The following is a 14,138-nucleotide window of genomic DNA, read 5'->3' as shown; positions in this document are numbered from 1 at the left end:
GGAAGTTATTATGTATCTAATAGAATTCGAGTATAAACGATTTGTTATTGGCTGGAATAAGCGCCTATTGAGATAGATGCGTCGAGTAATAAATAATTAAATATGCTGCGCATATTATAAGATCAATCTTAAGTGCAGTTCATTGCCGCAACGTTTGCCATCCGCCAGCCAGATTCTCGCTTACAAGATATATAGTTTTTTCAGACAGTTAGTGCGCCACACTATATGGATCATGGGATAATAAACGATCACGCCGGTAAATTGCGGCTATGCCGAGCCGTCGAATCCACTTACCGTCAATCTTGTTCTGTATGATCTTTGATTTATAATTAGCTCGCTTTTAATATACTAGAGAAACAAAATGTGACCCATTATCGCCTGTAGTTGTTTACTTATTAAGCGTAAAGCGATTCCTTTCTTAAAATACTCTATAATCAATGCCGGGTACTATGACGGCTTATATATACCATTTTATGAGCGGTTATTTTTTAAACAGAGGAAGTCATAAATGGTATTAAGAAAGAAACGAATGAAGCCAATGAAAATACAGGATATTACCATCATTGATGACGCCAAGCTGAAGAAGGCGATTACGGCGGCGGCGTTGGGTAATGCCATGGAGTGGTTTGATTTTGGCGTATATGGTTTCGTTGCTTACGCGCTTGGTCGGGTGTTTTTCCCCGGGGCCGATCCTGGCGTGCAAATGATCGCGGCGCTGGCAACGTTTTCTGTTCCTTTTCTCGTCAGGCCGCTGGGAGGAATATTCTTTGGGGCCATGGGTGATAAATTTGGTCGCCAAAAAGTATTGTCAATTACCATTATTATCATGGCGGTCAGCACATTCTGTATCGGGTTGATACCGTCGTATGCATCAATTGGCATCTGGGCGCCAATCTTATTGCTGATTGCAAAATTGGCTCAGGGATTTTCCGTCGGCGGCGAGTATACCGGCGCCGCGATATTTGTCGCTGAATATTCGCCGGACAGGAAACGTGGATTTTTAGGCAGTTGGCTTGATTTCGGTTCGATCGCCGGCTTTGTCTTAGGCGCGGGCGTGGTGGTGTTGATCTCATCCATTGTCGGCGAAGCCGATTTCCTAGAGTGGGGATGGCGTATCCCGTTCTTTATCGCCGGTCCTTTGGGGCTGATTGGTATCTATCTGCGCCATGCGCTGGAGGAAACCCCCGCTTTTCAACAGCATTTTGATGCTATCGATAAAGAGTCGAAGGACAGCTTACAGACAGCGCCAAAGACCTCTTTTCGTCAGATTGCCTCTACCCAGTGGAAAAATTTGTTGCTCTGTGTCGGTATCGTGATTGTCACCAACGTCACTTATTACATGTTACTGACGTATATGCCGAGCTATCTGTCACACAGTCTTCATTATTCCGAAGACCATGGCGTAATGATTATTATCGCGGTGATGATCGGTATGTTGTTTGTACAGCCGGTAATGGGATTAATGAGCGACCGCTTTGGCCGTAAGCCGTTTATCGTCTGCGGCAGTATTGGATTGTTTGTTTTAGCCATCCCGAGCTTCATGCTGATTAACAGCGACGTGATTGGTCTGATTTTCTGCGGGCTGTTGATTCTGGCCGTATTGCTTAACTCTTTTACCGGCGTTATGGCATCTATTTTGCCGGCTATGTTCCCCACGCATATCCGTTACAGCGCGCTGGCGCTTTCATTCAACATCTCCATTCTGATTGCCGGTTTCACCCCCACGGCGGCGGCATGGCTGGTGGAATCAACCAAGAATCTCTATATGCCGGCCTATTATTTGATGGTGATTTCCATTATTGGTCTGGTCACGGGTCTCTTGATGAAAGAAACGGCCAACCAACCGCTGAAAGGCGCCACGCCTGCGGCATCCGACCGGGCTGAAGCGAAAGAGCTGCTGCAGGAGCATCACGATAATATTGAACAGAAAATAGAAGATATTGACGAGCAGATCGCCGAATTGCAGAAGAAAAGAAGAACACTGATTGATCAGCACCCTGAAATAAATTAGTGCCTTAATGATTTAAACGGCCCCTCTGCGCTGGCTGTATGGCTGCCGGTAAGCCTAAGGGGCCGGTTTCCGCGTATCAATGGATCCCTCCCCAATGGGAATCTATTTACGCCCGTCTTTTTGACTTTATCCGTCAGCAACCATCATTTTTTCTCAAAAAGCCATAGATCGCCTATCTTTAGTGCTTAAAAACGTTATCGCGCCGCCGGAAATGACAATGAGGCATAACACGGCGGCGGAAAACATCATCATTGCTTATTGGCTGACGCAATACATGCTGTCTTGCAGGCAACGGTTTATGACCAAAGGCCGAATAGCAGCCTTTAGCAATATTTTCTGGAGGCAACGATGCCCAAATTAATTCTAAAAGAAGAAGCGGAAATTCTGGCTATGTCGTCGGAAGATTATATGAACCAGAAACAGCTGGAGTTTTTTAAAAAGCGACTCACCGACGAACGCATTAGCCTGCTCAACCACATTGATGAGCTGAAAGCGCGCATTCAATTCAGCGAACAGAATGGCGACGACGGCGATAAGGCGACACGTGAAGAAGAATTGAGAATGTTATTTCGCCAGATCGATCGTGAAAGCCGTCTGTTGCCTAAAATTGATTCGGCTTTACAGCGCATTCGCAGCGGAGATTATGGCTATTGCCTTGAAACCGGCGAGCCGATAGGGCTGCGCCGCCTGCTGTTAAGGCCCACGGCGGAATTGAGCATCGATGCCAAAGAAACACAGGAGATTAAAGAATTACACAATCGGAAACAATAGCCGGATTGGGCAGAGATATGCCCATCCGGCTTGAGTCCATACGATGAACGGCTGAGGCGGTAAACTTTCGGGTTTATCGCCTTTTTGTTTAGCGGAAAGGCGGTTCGTTGAACGTGCGCAGTTTGCGTGAATGCAGTCGGTCGCCCTCTGCGCGCAGCAGATCGATCGCGCAGATGCCGATTTGCAGATGCTCCGAAATGGCGCCCTCATAGAAGCGGTTGGCCTGACCGGGCAGCTTGATTTCACCGTGCAATGGTTTGTCCGAAACGCACAGCAGCGTGCCGTAAGGCACCCGGAAACGGTAACCCTGCGCGGCGATGGTCGCGCTTTCCATATCCACGGCGACCGCCCGGCTGAGGTTAAAGCGTAATGCGGAGGCCGAATACCTCAGTTCCCAGTTACGATCGTCGGTAGTGACCACGGTACCGGTACGCAGGCGCTGTTTCACTTCCTCGCCGGGCATGCCGCTTACCATCTTGGTGGCGTCATAAAGCGCGCGCTGGACTTCGGCGATACTCGGAATGGGGATATCAGGCGGCAGTACCGAATCCAGAACGTGGTCGTCACGCAGGTAAGCGTGAGCCAACACGTAATCGCCGATAGACTGGCTTTCACGCAGGCCGCCGCAGTGTCCGATCATCAACCAGGCGTGGGGGCGCAGTACGGCGAGATGATCGCAGATGGTTTTGGCGTTGGACGGTCCAACGCCGATATTGACCAGCGTAATCCCTTTGCCATTGCGTGAAATCAGATGGTAAGCCGGCATCTGATGTTTTTTCCAGGTAAGGTCGGAAACGGTTTGCTCCGGTTCGGGGGTCGTCCCGGTGATAAGGATGTCGCCTGCGCAGGCAAGCGCTTCATAGGGGCTATCCGGGTCCGCAATCTGCTTACAGGCCCAGAGCACGAATTCATCCACGTAGCGGGTATAGTTGGTAAAAAGAATAAAAGGCTGAAAATGTTCGACCGCCGTACCGGTATAGTGCCGTAGCCGCGCCAAAGAAAAATCGGTTCTCAGCGCGTCGAAATGCGACAGCGGAGAGGTGGTGGTGGCGTGAAATAACCCGTCTGCGGTTTCATCGCCAATTTTCGATAACTCGGTGGTGGGGAAATGTTTGGCGATCCCGGCGCTCATTGAACGATCGAGGATAAGGTCTGATCCATCCAACACGTAAGGGAAGGGGATCTCCTGCTGCGAGGGAACAACTTCGATGCTGGCCGCATATTCCTCTTCCAGCAGACTTAACTGATCTTCCAGATAGTGGCGGAAAAACTCGGGGCGGGTGATGGTGGTGGAGTAGTGACCCGGCCGGGTAAAGCGGCCATAGGCCCGATGCTTAGGGTGGCCCGTCGATTCGCCGTCCCATTCGACGCGCAGTTCAGGATAGGCGAAAAGCCCCTCGGCGCGCGCCTTCACATCGGGTAATTTACCGTGGTTGATAAAATCCCCAATTGCATCACGCAGTGCTGAAACCGCGTTGTCGTACAACGCTTCCAGTTTATCAAGCGCCTCAGCGGTCGTGAGGTTTGCGCTGGATCCGTTGTTATGCATATTCTCTCCTCTCATTGGTTTTCAATTCTTCAACCGTGTGGCGAACTGAAAGTGAGTATATACCCTTCGTCCTCCGGCCGCAGCGGCGCGGCTTCCCCCCGATAGCGCAGGTTTCACTAAATAAGATAGTGCCATAGCTTTTATTTTTAGCGATCTTTCCTATCCCGAGGATGCGGCCAGTCAGCAATTATTGCTGGCAGAGGCTAAAGCGTTGTCCTTTGTGCTTGGGGCGAACTTGCCAGCGTAATGATTATCCTTACCCGTCGTTTCGCCCCTTAAACCCATAGCAACGGACTAACGCTTGGGCCGGCCGGACAGGTTGGCGGCGCTGACCGCCAGTATCGACAAAATGCTCAATGCGGCGGCGGGCGCCAGTACGCTCCAGAAGGCCCGCTCGATATACGGCATGCCTTCCGCCAGTACGCGGCCCCACTCCGGCGTTGGCGGCGACGCGCCCAATCCCAAAAATCCCAGCGAAGCCAGCGCCAGCGCGATGCCCGGCAACCGCAGCATGGCATGACGGAATAGTGGCCCAATCAGCGCGGGCAAGACGTAAAACAGACTGCGGCGTACGGGCCCGACACCGATTACCGGCAACATGCGGATGTAGGGGCGCGCGCCGATTTCCGACACCAATGCCGCGGTATGCGCCGCCAGCGGCGCCCAACTGACGGCGGTCACCGCCAACGCAGCCCCCGTGGCTGTCGGGCCATTGATTGCCGCCACCAGCAGACCGGCAATCACCGGGGGCAGGGCGTTGGTCACTTCCACCGGGCCGATAAACAGACGCGGGAACAGACCGATAAGCAGCCCAATCGCCAGGCAGGCCAGCGAAACCGCCAACGCCAGAATGCAGGTATTCAGCGTGCCGTGAGCGACGCGCGCCAGCAGGTCGCGTCCCATGGCATCCGCGCCAAACGGCAGCGTAAAAGAGGGCGATTGTAAACGTAAGAATGCGGACGTATAGGGATCCCGCGGTAGCCCGGCGATCAGCAATACCGCTAACAGCAGCAGACAGAGTATTGGCAGCCAGATGGCATAGCGCGATACCGTCATCTGGTTCTCTTCCGGCACCGGCATCGCGCCATTGTTCAGCGCGCGGCCAAGTATCAGCAGCCGCACACCGCCGGCGGCCATACCGGCAATCGACGCGATAACCAGTAAAATCAGTACGCCCGCCTGCAACGCCGGGAGATCCTGCGCCGCCGCCGCGCCCAGCGTCGCCCGGCCAAGGCCCGGTATGGCGAAAACTTTTTCCACCGCAATGGCGCCGCCCGTTAGAGAGACTAAGACCAGTCCCACCAGCGGCATTACGCCCGGCAATGTGCGTTGCAATACCGCCAACGCGATGTGTCGGCGGCTGATGCCCGCAACGCTCCATGTGGTCAGCCAGCTTTCGCTGAAGGTGGCCGACAGCGCATCGGCGATAATGCGCCCGAGGTAGCCGCCGGCGGGAATGCCCAACGCCAGTGATGGCAATACCGCATAGTGCAGCCCGTTCCAGCCGTAGGGCGGGAACCATTGCAGCCACACCGCCCCGACAATCAGCAGAAACGACGCCAGCAGGAACTCCGGCAGCGCCGTAAACATGGCCGCCAGGAGGCCGCTTGAGCGGCGTATTTGACCGTGTAACCCCTGTCGGAATGTATTGGCGCACAGCAGCGCCGCCAGCGAAAAGGCGACCAGCGCGGCGGATGCCATCAGGGTCAGCGATACGCCCGCCGCCTGCAACATGCCCGGTAAGACCGGACGGCCCGATACCCATGAATTTCCCGCATCGCCGCGCAGTAAGCCGCTAAGCCAGTTCGCCAGCAGCTGCAACGGTCCCTGGTCCAACCCCAGCGACTGGCGTATGGCATTCAGCGTTTCCGCCGTCGCCTCCTGTTCGCTTGAACGGGCGCGCAGCAAAGCCAGCGCCGGATCCTGTCCCGACAGCCATGGCAGGATGCCTATCAGCGCGATAATCGCCGCCAGCGTCAGCAGGCGGGAAAAAAGCGGGATCAACACCCCATAGCGGGGCGGCCTGGCGCGGCCGATCCCGGCGCAGGTGCGGCAATATAAGGTTTCACTCATGACAAGGTTTCACTCGTTACGGCCATTCACGCCTCATTGCTCTTTTTTGTTCGGAGCGATGCGGGTGGCGCTGTCGATCAGGGTACGTTCGCGCGGATCGCGCAGCGCATCGGCCACCTGCGCGCTTTCTCCCTGAATAACGCGTTCGTGCAGCATCGGGATGGCGGCGTCGCTGGCTAAAATCAGATTTTCCGCCCGCATAATTGCCTGACGGCGTTCATCGCCCGCCGGAATGGCGGCCGCCTGTTGCAATGCCCGATCGATTTCCGGGCGGCAGAGCTGGGAAATATTGAAAGAGCCTTCGCAGGAGAAATCACTGTAGAGATAGGCGACGGGATCGCCGGAATCCAGCACCGTGGCGCGGGATAAAATAAAGGCGTCGAATTTGCCGGCCAGCGCATCGGATTCAATCTGGGCGTATTCGCGCACCACCTGTTTTACCGTAAAACCGGCGGCGGTGAGCTGTTGCGCCAGATAGACCGCCACTTCGGGCAATTCAGCGCGATCGCTGAAGGTGGCCAGCGTAATGCTCGTACCATTGGGTGACGCGGCCCGTACCGGGTCGGCGACCGGTTGACGCAACTGAGCGGCCCACGGCAACGCTGGACCAAGCAATCCCTGCGCGACGTCTGCGCGTTTTTCATAAACGTTATCCACCAGTTGCTGGCGATCTATCGCGTTACGCACCGCCGCGCGCAGCGCCGGATCTGTCATCGGCCCCTGACGAGTATTGAGGTAAAGCGTATTGGTACGCGGCATCGGCACTTCATGCACCAGTTTTTGATCCAGCAATGGCGCCTGCGATACCGGAATGGCCTCAACGATATCCGCCGCTCCGGTGCGCAATGCGGCGGCGCGTGCCGTACCATCCGGCACGAAACTGACATCGATTCCGCTGGCCTGGGCCTTCTCGCCCCAATAGCCGTCGAATCTGTCCAGCGTGGCGCCGCTGGTGCCGTTCACACTGCGCAGCACAAAGGGGCCGCTGCCGGTGTTTTGCGGGTTGACTACGCCATCTGCGCCATAGGCGCCGGCAGATAGAATCGCCAACTGCGGGCTGGAAAGCCGCTGAGGGATCAAGGGATCGGGAGTGGCGGTTGATACGATGACGGCGTTATCGCCATTCGCCGCGACGCTCATCTGAACACCGTCGAGGATGCGCGGTTTCGGCGCGGCGGTCGAGGCGACCGTGAGCGCATTGACCACCGTTGCCGCGGTCAGCGCGGCGCCGTCATGGAAATGAACGTTCGGGCGCAATTCAAAACGCCAGGTTTTGTCGTCGATTTGCTGCCAGCGGGCGGCCAGCGCCGGTTGGGCTTCACCGAGTTCATCCAGCACGACCAGCGTCTCCGCCGTGCTCCAGCGCGACAGTTTGAACGCATCATCGCTGAGCGGCGTCAGCCCGGATCGCGGCGGTTGCAGCATAGCCAGTTTCAGACGGCTGCCGCTATCAGCGGCCTGCGTTTCCTCGGGTTCGTTGAAGCAGCCGGAAAGGAGCAGGGTAGCGCAAAACAGACCGGAAATCGGCCATAAGGGGCGAATATTCATGGGGCGGTCCTATTGGTTCAAAGGGAGAGTGTGTTTAAACGGGCGGCAAATCAGCACCATCGCCAATGCGCTGCAAAGCGGAACGGCAGCCAGCATCAGCCAGGGGATAGCGGCCTGCGGCGAGGGCGTCAGCGCGTAGTCAAGCTGGCCGCCGAGCAAGAAATTGCCCGCCAGCACCGCCACGCCCCCCATAGACGCCAATGCGCCATAGTGCGCGCCCAGATTGTGGTTATTGGCAAAATGGGGAACAAGATCCATGCCGACGGGAACAATGAGCATTTGCCCCAGCGTCAATAAAGTGATCAGGGAGATCGCCGGCAGCAATCGTAGCCAGCCTTCCGCCGGCGTCATGGGCGCAAACAGCGCCACGCTGACAAAAGAGGCCGACAGCAGGGCAAATCCCAGCGGCAGCATGCGGGCCGCGCCAAGACGGCGGGCGAACCGCGCCAGCGGCAGTTGCAGAGCGATCACCATCAGCGATGCCAGTACAAACAGCGGGCCGAGATCTTTTTCACTGCCGCCGGCACGATGCAACTCCACCGGCAGGGCCAGATAGAGTTGGTTATAACTGAACAGGTAGGCGCTATAGGCAATGATGAACGCCACAAAACGCCGCTGGCGGAAAGTCTGCCACCAGGGGGCGATGCGCAGGGTTGACTGATTGCGGGGCGTGGCGGGCAGACTGAAAAACAGTACGAACAGCGCCAGCAAAAACACCAGCGAACCCGCCAGGGCAACCCGTTGAAAACCGTATCCGGCCAGCATCGAGCCGAGCAGCGGCCCCAGTACGGCGCCCAGCTCGCCGCAGATGGCAAACAGCGCGAACCATTCCGAACGGCTGCGTTTTCCCTGTTTCTCACTGTAGCTTCCGGCCTGCGCCATCAGCGCCTCAATAGACGGCGAGAACAGCGCGCCCCCCACGCCGGTCAGGCAGGCGCCCAGGATGATCGGCCACAGCGAATCCGACAGCGCCAATAACAGATAGCCGGCAATGCGCACCACGCAGCCGCACAGAATAATGCCGCGCGCGCCAAAGCGGTCGGCCAGCGCGCCGCCGACCAAAAACATCCCCTGTTGCGAAAAGGTTCTTAAGCCGATGACCAGACCAATCGTCCAGCCGGACAGCAGCATGTCGTCACGCAGGAAGATGGCCAGAAAGGGTACGACGGCATAAAAGCCAATATTGAAAACAAGCTGGCTGCCCAGTAATAACGGCGGGTAAGGCCGCAGTACGCGGCTGTTAGCGAGGTCTGACATAGAATCATCCATTAATTCAAAATACCCTTCATTTGAAAATCTATCGGGTATATGCCTTTCATTTTCACACCGCCGCACGGTTAGCGGTGGTGTGAAATGGCGTCGTTAAAGAGGGGATTGCCGCTAATAACCGGTGAGTATGCGTATGCAATGGCGATGCCAGCACATCGGCCGTCGGGCGATCTTCGATAATGCGTCCATCGTCCATGACCAGCATACGTTCGCACAAACCGGCGATCATTGAGATGTCGTGCGACACCATCAGTAATCCCATATTATTTTGTAACGTCACCTGCTGTAGCAGGGCTTTTATTTGTTCGCGCAGCGGTAAATCCAGCCCGCTGATGGGTTCGTCAGCCAGTAAAAAATCAGGACGCGCCACCAGCGCGCGGGCTATCGCCACTCGCTGGGCCTGCCCGCCCGACAGCAGACCGGCAGGTCTTGTCGATAAGCTGGCGCTCAGCCCCACCTGATCCATGGCGTCCCGGACGCATGACGAAATATTTTCGCCGCTTCTCAGGCGCTTTAACGGTTCGGCAATCAACGCGCAGACCGGCTGGCGCGGATCCAGAGAACCGACCGGATCTTGCGGAATGTACTGTACGCGGCGGCGGTACCACAGCAGTGAACGTACGGAGCCGGGCCGCACCAATTGGCCGTCGCAGTGTATCGTGCCGCTGTCCGGCGTGTCCAACGCCAGCAGCGTTTTCAGCAGCGTGGATTTGCCGCAGCCGGATACGCCGACCAGACCAACGCGTTCATGGCGTTGCAGACTCAGCGACAGATCGCGGAAAATCGCGCTGGCGGGATCGGCTTTTTGCCACGGGAAACGCGGTGAGCGACGGTGGCGGCTCACGTTCGCCATGTGCAAAAACGGCGTTGAAACGGCGTGAAGATGGCGACTCATCCGGCAAGTTCTCCGACGGTGGCCAATGACATATCGGCGTGACGGGCCGCCTTGATCAGACTGCGTGTATAGGGATGTTGCGGCGCGTTCAGCAACTGCCGCATGCTGCCGGATTCAACCAGCCGGCCTTGTTCCATCACCAGCCCACGCTGGCAAAGCTGCGCCGCCACGGCGATATCATGCGTAATAAACAGCAGCGCCGGGGCCGACGGCTGCGCGCATCTGGCCTGCAAAACCTGTAAAACCTGCTGTTGGGTAATGACATCCAGCGCGGTCGTGGGTTCATCGGCAACCAGTAAACGGGTTCGGCTCAGCAGCGCCAGCGCGATGCAAATACGCTGGCGTTGTCCGCCGGACAGTTCCGATGGATAGCGACGCGGCAGATTGGCGATATCGCCCAGCCCCATGTCATCCAGCAGCATGCCAAGCTCATCCTGCGACGATACGCCCAATGCCAGCGCCAGTTGTTTGCCGAGCGTCATTAGTGGATTCAGCGCCGTGGCGGAGTCCTGAAAAATAGCGGACACGCGTGAGGAGGCCGGTCGGGCGAGCGCGCTCAAATGCGTCACATTTTCCCCGTTTACCCGGATTTGCCCGCTGATTCGGCAGCCTGCCGGCGGCGTGCCGATAATCATTTTGGCGGTTAACGATTTACCGGAGCCGGATGCGCCGATCAGACACACTTTCTCCCCGGCGCGCAGGTTGAAAGTAAGATCGCTGATTTTGCACTCCGTACCTATGGACAGGCTAAGGTTATCCACCTCCAACAGAGTTTCCGCCGGTTTGCTGCTGTTGATCATTATTGCTGCGCTACATTTGTGATGTCTTGTTATGTAATAACATAACAAAATGCAACGAGGTAATGCAAAGGAAATGTTTTGCTGCCGCGGCGGTTTCATCAGCGCAAGCGCGAACAATTAACGCGCCCGGTTTACTTCCTCACCCCTGGGTCGGGCGCGTGCGACGAGGTCGCATGAAAATGGCGGTATTGTGGCGCACGAAACTGTCTCTGTATCTGCATAAAAATGTGACATAAGAGACAGCCCCTGGCAAGGGAAGGGTTGGGGCGGGGAGGGAATTATGTTAACCCTCTGTTTTATCCGGCGTTATTCCGCCGCCGCTCCCGCAGGGGGCTATATCGTAAGCAATACGGTAACCTGAAACTGTTCGTTCGATTTGAGCGAAACCGAGTTCACCCAAATGCATACCGGCGATCGGCAATCGCTCCGAACTGGCGAGGTCCAGCAGTCTCGATCGTGTCGCGGCGGCTAGATGCGCATCCTGATCGAAGGCAATCGATACATTTGGGCGCGGAATCTGAATCTGGGGGAAATGGACGATATCTCCCCAGACCAGCAGGTTTTGCCCGCCGGATTCGAGACGATAGCCGGTGTGCCCGGCCGTGTGGCCCGGAAGCGGAACCGCAGTCACGCCGGGAAGCACCTCTCCGGCATCGAAGGCGCGCAGTCTGTCGCGATAGCCGTCGAATGCCTGACGCGCCATGAGGAAGTTACCACGGGCACGCTCGGGCGCGCGGCTCAGATTGCCGTCGTCCTGCCAGAACGCGATTTCCCGACGGTGGGCGATAAGCTCGGCATTCGGGAAGACGGCTTCTCCTGAAGCGTCCGTTAGCCCTCCGACATGATCGGGGTGGGCATGAGTCAACAGAATCGCGTCGATCTCGGAAGGCTGGACGCCAGCCAGCGACAGATTGGTCGTCAATCGACCGCCCCATTGCTTGACGCCGCCCGCTCCAGCATCGATCAGGATCGTGCGGCCGCCTCCACGCACCAGGTAGCAGTTGATATGGATCGCGGTATGATCCTGTATCCCCGCACTCTCTTGCATCCGGGAGGCATCGGCCGGATCGATATTCGAGAGGATGTCGAGGCTGGCGTGGAGATAGCCATCGCTGACCGCGGTAATTGTTAAGTCACCAACCTGTTGACAGGGAAATGCAAGACTAGACATCGTTTTTCTCCAGACATTCGCTTAATTTCGCGCGTGGATGCTCGATGCGTCATAACCAAAGCAACGGGTACGCGCGGTGAGGTTGGTATGGCGTCTTATGGCGGCATCCTGTCTGCGGGGATGAAGATCGTGACATTCGGCATACGAGCCTACCTTGCCTTTGCTGCGGCGGTATTGTCGCCACTCGTTAATTGTTTCGTCATCGGCGCATAGACCTGGACATCTTCCGGCAGTTGCTCGATGTCAGGCGCCATGGCGCGGTCCACCTTGGCGAACCAGCGGTATTCTGGGAATTTTTCCATGGCGACCGCGTGCAGCGCGTATGGGGTGAGGCCCAACCGGATCAGCGGTTCGGGGCCTGTTGCGCTCAACGCCAGATATTCGCCCTCGCCAATGGCTGGCGCTCGCTCGACGCCGTCGTAGAGGTTTCGGTGCCAATCGGTGATATGCGGTTGCCAACGTGCGAAATTGCCGCCGCCCTTTTGGCGATACTCCTCACCCGTCAGAACAGCGAGGCCGTCAATCGAATGGATGGCGAGATAGACGGGGCAGCCGCGACTCACCGCCTTGAAACGCTGCGAGGTATGAAAACCGTTCACCGAAATGAGGGCTGGCAATTTGTCCCAACTGTAAAAGTCGTTCCATTCCGCTTCGCTGCCTGGATCGGCAAAGCTGCATTCTACCGTATAGATCATCATACCCCCTCCAATCGCAAACACGGCACTTCCCGGTCTTGTTTCTCATTGATATTTTCTCATGGTAAGCTGCCGCTATCCGTCTATAAATCGACATTGGATCATGCTTCAGTGATCTAATGTCAAGGTAACGGCGCATCGAATGCCGAACCATCATGTCGGGGGCCGCTCATGCGCCGCAAGATTCCCAGCAATTCCGCACTCATGGCGTTCGAGGCGTCCGCTCGTCATGGCAGCTTCGCTCGCGCTGCCGACGAACTGGCCCTGACCGAAGGCGCGATCAGCCGTCAGATAGGCCGGCTGGAGGCTTTTCTCGGCGTCATGCTGTTCGAACGGGTTGGTAATCGAGTTCGGCTGTTGCCGAATGGCGAGCGTTATGCGGTTCAGGTTCGTGAGTCTCTCGACCGGCTGGAGCGCGACAGTCAATATCTGATGGGGCAGCCCAGCGGCGGCGCGAGCCTCGACATCGCCACCATCCCGACCTTTGCTATGCGCTGGCTCATTCCCCGCTTGGCGCGGTTTCGTGAAATGCATCCGAATATCATCGTGCATCTTGCCGAACGGATGGAGCCTTTTGTGCTTGCCGGCAGCGGTTTCGATGCCGCGATCCATTTCGAGCATCCCGCATGGACAGGAATGAGAACGCACCGGCTGCTGCACGAGACGTTGGTTCCGGTTTGCCATCCAGCGCTTCTCGATAGAGCTAAAGGCGCGCTATCGTTGGATGAACTGCCGCGCCTGCATCGACGCCAGAACCCGGACGCCTGGCAGCGCTATGCGCAGGAAATCGGGATCGCGCTGACCAATCCTGCGACGGGCGCCCGTTACGATCTTCACTCCATGCAAATCGAAGCGGCGTTGGCCGGCCTCGGCGTCGCACTTGTGCCACGTCTCTATGTCGAGGCCGAACTGGCGGAAGGCCGTTTGGTTGCGCCTTGGCCTGATGGCGAGTCGATCTCCAAAACTTTCTGCCTTATCCTGCCGGGACCCATCCAATTAAGCGACGGTCCGCTACAGATTTTTGCCAACTGGCTTCTTAAGGAAGCGCGGTCGTCAAACCCTTGATCCTCAACCAATGTAAGGCACCCTCGCACCTCGACGGTGAGCAAGTGTCTGTCTCGGTCAAACCTGCCTTTGGCAAGGGTTAGGACCACGACCCCCTCCCTGCCTCCCCCTTGTCACTGTCTCTTAGTCACATTTTTATGCGGACTTGGAGATAGTTTCGTGCGCCACAATGCCGCTATTTTCATGCTGCCTCGCAGCACGCGCCCGACATAGGGGGCTCAAACGCCAGCCCCCTATGAACCCCGGCTTGCGGCTAAATTATGCCGCTGCGCGGTGCCTTCGGAACCGGAG

The 14,138-nt window shown here is 56.8% G+C and carries 11 protein-coding genes; 3 read left to right on the top strand and 8 right to left on the bottom strand.

Going from position 1 to position 14,138, the window contains the following annotated elements; all coding sequences use genetic code 11:
- Positions 1-508: 508 nt before the first annotated feature.
- Together proP and dksA are read left to right on the top strand one after the other, a co-directional pair.
- Complete coding sequence (gene proP / locus ACN28R_RS10700; RefSeq protein WP_048639438.1) at positions 509-2,011, top strand: glycine betaine/L-proline transporter ProP; 1,503 nt, start codon at positions 509-511, stop codon at positions 2,009-2,011.
- 348 nt (positions 2,012-2,359) lie between these two features.
- Complete coding sequence (gene dksA / locus ACN28R_RS10695) at positions 2,360-2,782, top strand: RNA polymerase-binding protein DksA (protein WP_048639437.1); 423 nt, start codon at positions 2,360-2,362, stop codon at positions 2,780-2,782.
- Between the two features lie 88 nt (positions 2,783-2,870).
- On the opposite strand, the gene ACN28R_RS10690 is transcribed toward dksA, so the two are convergent.
- The 8 genes from ACN28R_RS10690 to ACN28R_RS10655 form a co-directional block, all read right to left on the bottom strand.
- Positions 2,871-4,331 (bottom strand): AMP nucleosidase, encoded by a 1,461-nt coding sequence (locus ACN28R_RS10690; RefSeq protein WP_095834383.1) that lies wholly within the window; start codon positions 4,329-4,331, stop codon positions 2,871-2,873.
- Positions 4,332-4,625: 294 nt separating this feature from the next.
- Positions 4,626-6,404 (bottom strand): ABC transporter permease subunit, encoded by a 1,779-nt coding sequence (locus ACN28R_RS10685; RefSeq protein WP_095834382.1) that lies wholly within the window; start codon positions 6,402-6,404, stop codon positions 4,626-4,628.
- A 33-nt stretch (positions 6,405-6,437) separates the two neighbouring features.
- Positions 6,438-7,952 carry an ABC transporter substrate-binding protein gene (locus ACN28R_RS10680; RefSeq protein WP_095834381.1) on the bottom strand — a complete coding sequence of 505 codons (1,515 nt, stop codon included), beginning with the start codon at positions 7,950-7,952 and terminating at the stop codon, positions 6,438-6,440.
- A gap of 9 nt (positions 7,953-7,961) precedes the next feature.
- Positions 7,962-9,209 (bottom strand): MDR family MFS transporter, encoded by a 1,248-nt coding sequence (locus ACN28R_RS10675; RefSeq protein WP_095835780.1) that lies wholly within the window; start codon positions 9,207-9,209, stop codon positions 7,962-7,964.
- Between the two features lie 64 nt (positions 9,210-9,273).
- A complete protein-coding gene (locus ACN28R_RS10670; RefSeq protein ID WP_048639432.1) occupies positions 9,274-10,116 on the bottom strand; it encodes an ABC transporter ATP-binding protein in 843 nt (280 codons plus the stop codon).
- Positions 10,113-10,916 carry an ATP-binding cassette domain-containing protein gene (locus tag ACN28R_RS10665; RefSeq protein ID WP_183092116.1) on the bottom strand — a complete coding sequence of 268 codons (804 nt, stop codon included), beginning with the start codon at positions 10,914-10,916 and terminating at the stop codon, positions 10,113-10,115. The genes ACN28R_RS10670 and ACN28R_RS10665 overlap by 4 nt, the downstream gene beginning before the upstream one ends.
- Positions 10,917-11,199: 283 nt before the next feature.
- Positions 11,200-12,087, bottom strand: coding sequence for an MBL fold metallo-hydrolase (locus ACN28R_RS10660; protein ID WP_095834380.1), 888 nt, complete (start codon positions 12,085-12,087; stop codon positions 11,200-11,202).
- A gap of 149 nt (positions 12,088-12,236) precedes the next feature.
- Positions 12,237-12,782, bottom strand: coding sequence for a sugar ABC transporter (locus tag ACN28R_RS10655; RefSeq protein ID WP_095834379.1), 546 nt, complete (start codon positions 12,780-12,782; stop codon positions 12,237-12,239).
- Positions 12,783-12,953: 171 nt separating this feature from the next.
- Here ACN28R_RS10655 and ACN28R_RS10650 point away from each other — a divergent pair, with 171 nt between their 5' ends.
- Positions 12,954-13,847 (top strand): LysR substrate-binding domain-containing protein, encoded by an 894-nt coding sequence (locus ACN28R_RS10650; protein ID WP_095834378.1) that lies wholly within the window; start codon positions 12,954-12,956, stop codon positions 13,845-13,847.
- Positions 13,848-14,138: the final 291 nt, after the last annotated feature.

This window comes from Brenneria goodwinii (assembly GCF_002291445.1).
Classification (GTDB): domain Bacteria; phylum Pseudomonadota; class Gammaproteobacteria; order Enterobacterales; family Enterobacteriaceae; genus Brenneria; species Brenneria goodwinii.
The sequence above is the reverse complement of the archived record's forward strand: the minus strand, read 5'-3'. Positions and strand labels throughout refer to the sequence as shown.

Excerpts from the sequence above, each read along its gene's own strand:
- proP (WP_048639438.1), top strand. The coding sequence starts at position 509 with ATGGTATTAAGAAAGAAACGAATGAAGCCAATGAAAATACAGGATATT.
- dksA (WP_048639437.1), top strand. The coding sequence starts at position 2,360 with ATGCCCAAATTAATTCTAAAAGAAGAAGCGGAAATTCTGGCTATGTCG.
- ACN28R_RS10690 (WP_095834383.1), bottom strand. The coding sequence starts at position 4,331 with ATGCATAACAACGGATCCAGCGCAAACCTCACGACCGCTGAGGCGCTT.
- ACN28R_RS10685 (WP_095834382.1), bottom strand. The coding sequence starts at position 6,404 with ATGAGTGAAACCTTATATTGCCGCACCTGCGCCGGGATCGGCCGCGCC.
- ACN28R_RS10680 (WP_095834381.1), bottom strand. The coding sequence starts at position 7,952 with ATGAATATTCGCCCCTTATGGCCGATTTCCGGTCTGTTTTGCGCTACC.
- ACN28R_RS10675 (WP_095835780.1), bottom strand. The coding sequence starts at position 9,209 with ATGTCAGACCTCGCTAACAGCCGCGTACTGCGGCCTTACCCGCCGTTA.
- ACN28R_RS10670 (WP_048639432.1), bottom strand. The coding sequence starts at position 10,116 with ATGAGTCGCCATCTTCACGCCGTTTCAACGCCGTTTTTGCACATGGCG.
- ACN28R_RS10665 (WP_183092116.1), bottom strand. The coding sequence starts at position 10,916 with ATGATCAACAGCAGCAAACCGGCGGAAACTCTGTTGGAGGTGGATAAC.
- ACN28R_RS10660 (WP_095834380.1), bottom strand. The coding sequence starts at position 12,087 with ATGTCTAGTCTTGCATTTCCCTGTCAACAGGTTGGTGACTTAACAATT.
- ACN28R_RS10655 (WP_095834379.1), bottom strand. The coding sequence starts at position 12,782 with ATGATCTATACGGTAGAATGCAGCTTTGCCGATCCAGGCAGCGAAGCG.
- ACN28R_RS10650 (WP_095834378.1), top strand. The coding sequence starts at position 12,954 with ATGCGCCGCAAGATTCCCAGCAATTCCGCACTCATGGCGTTCGAGGCG.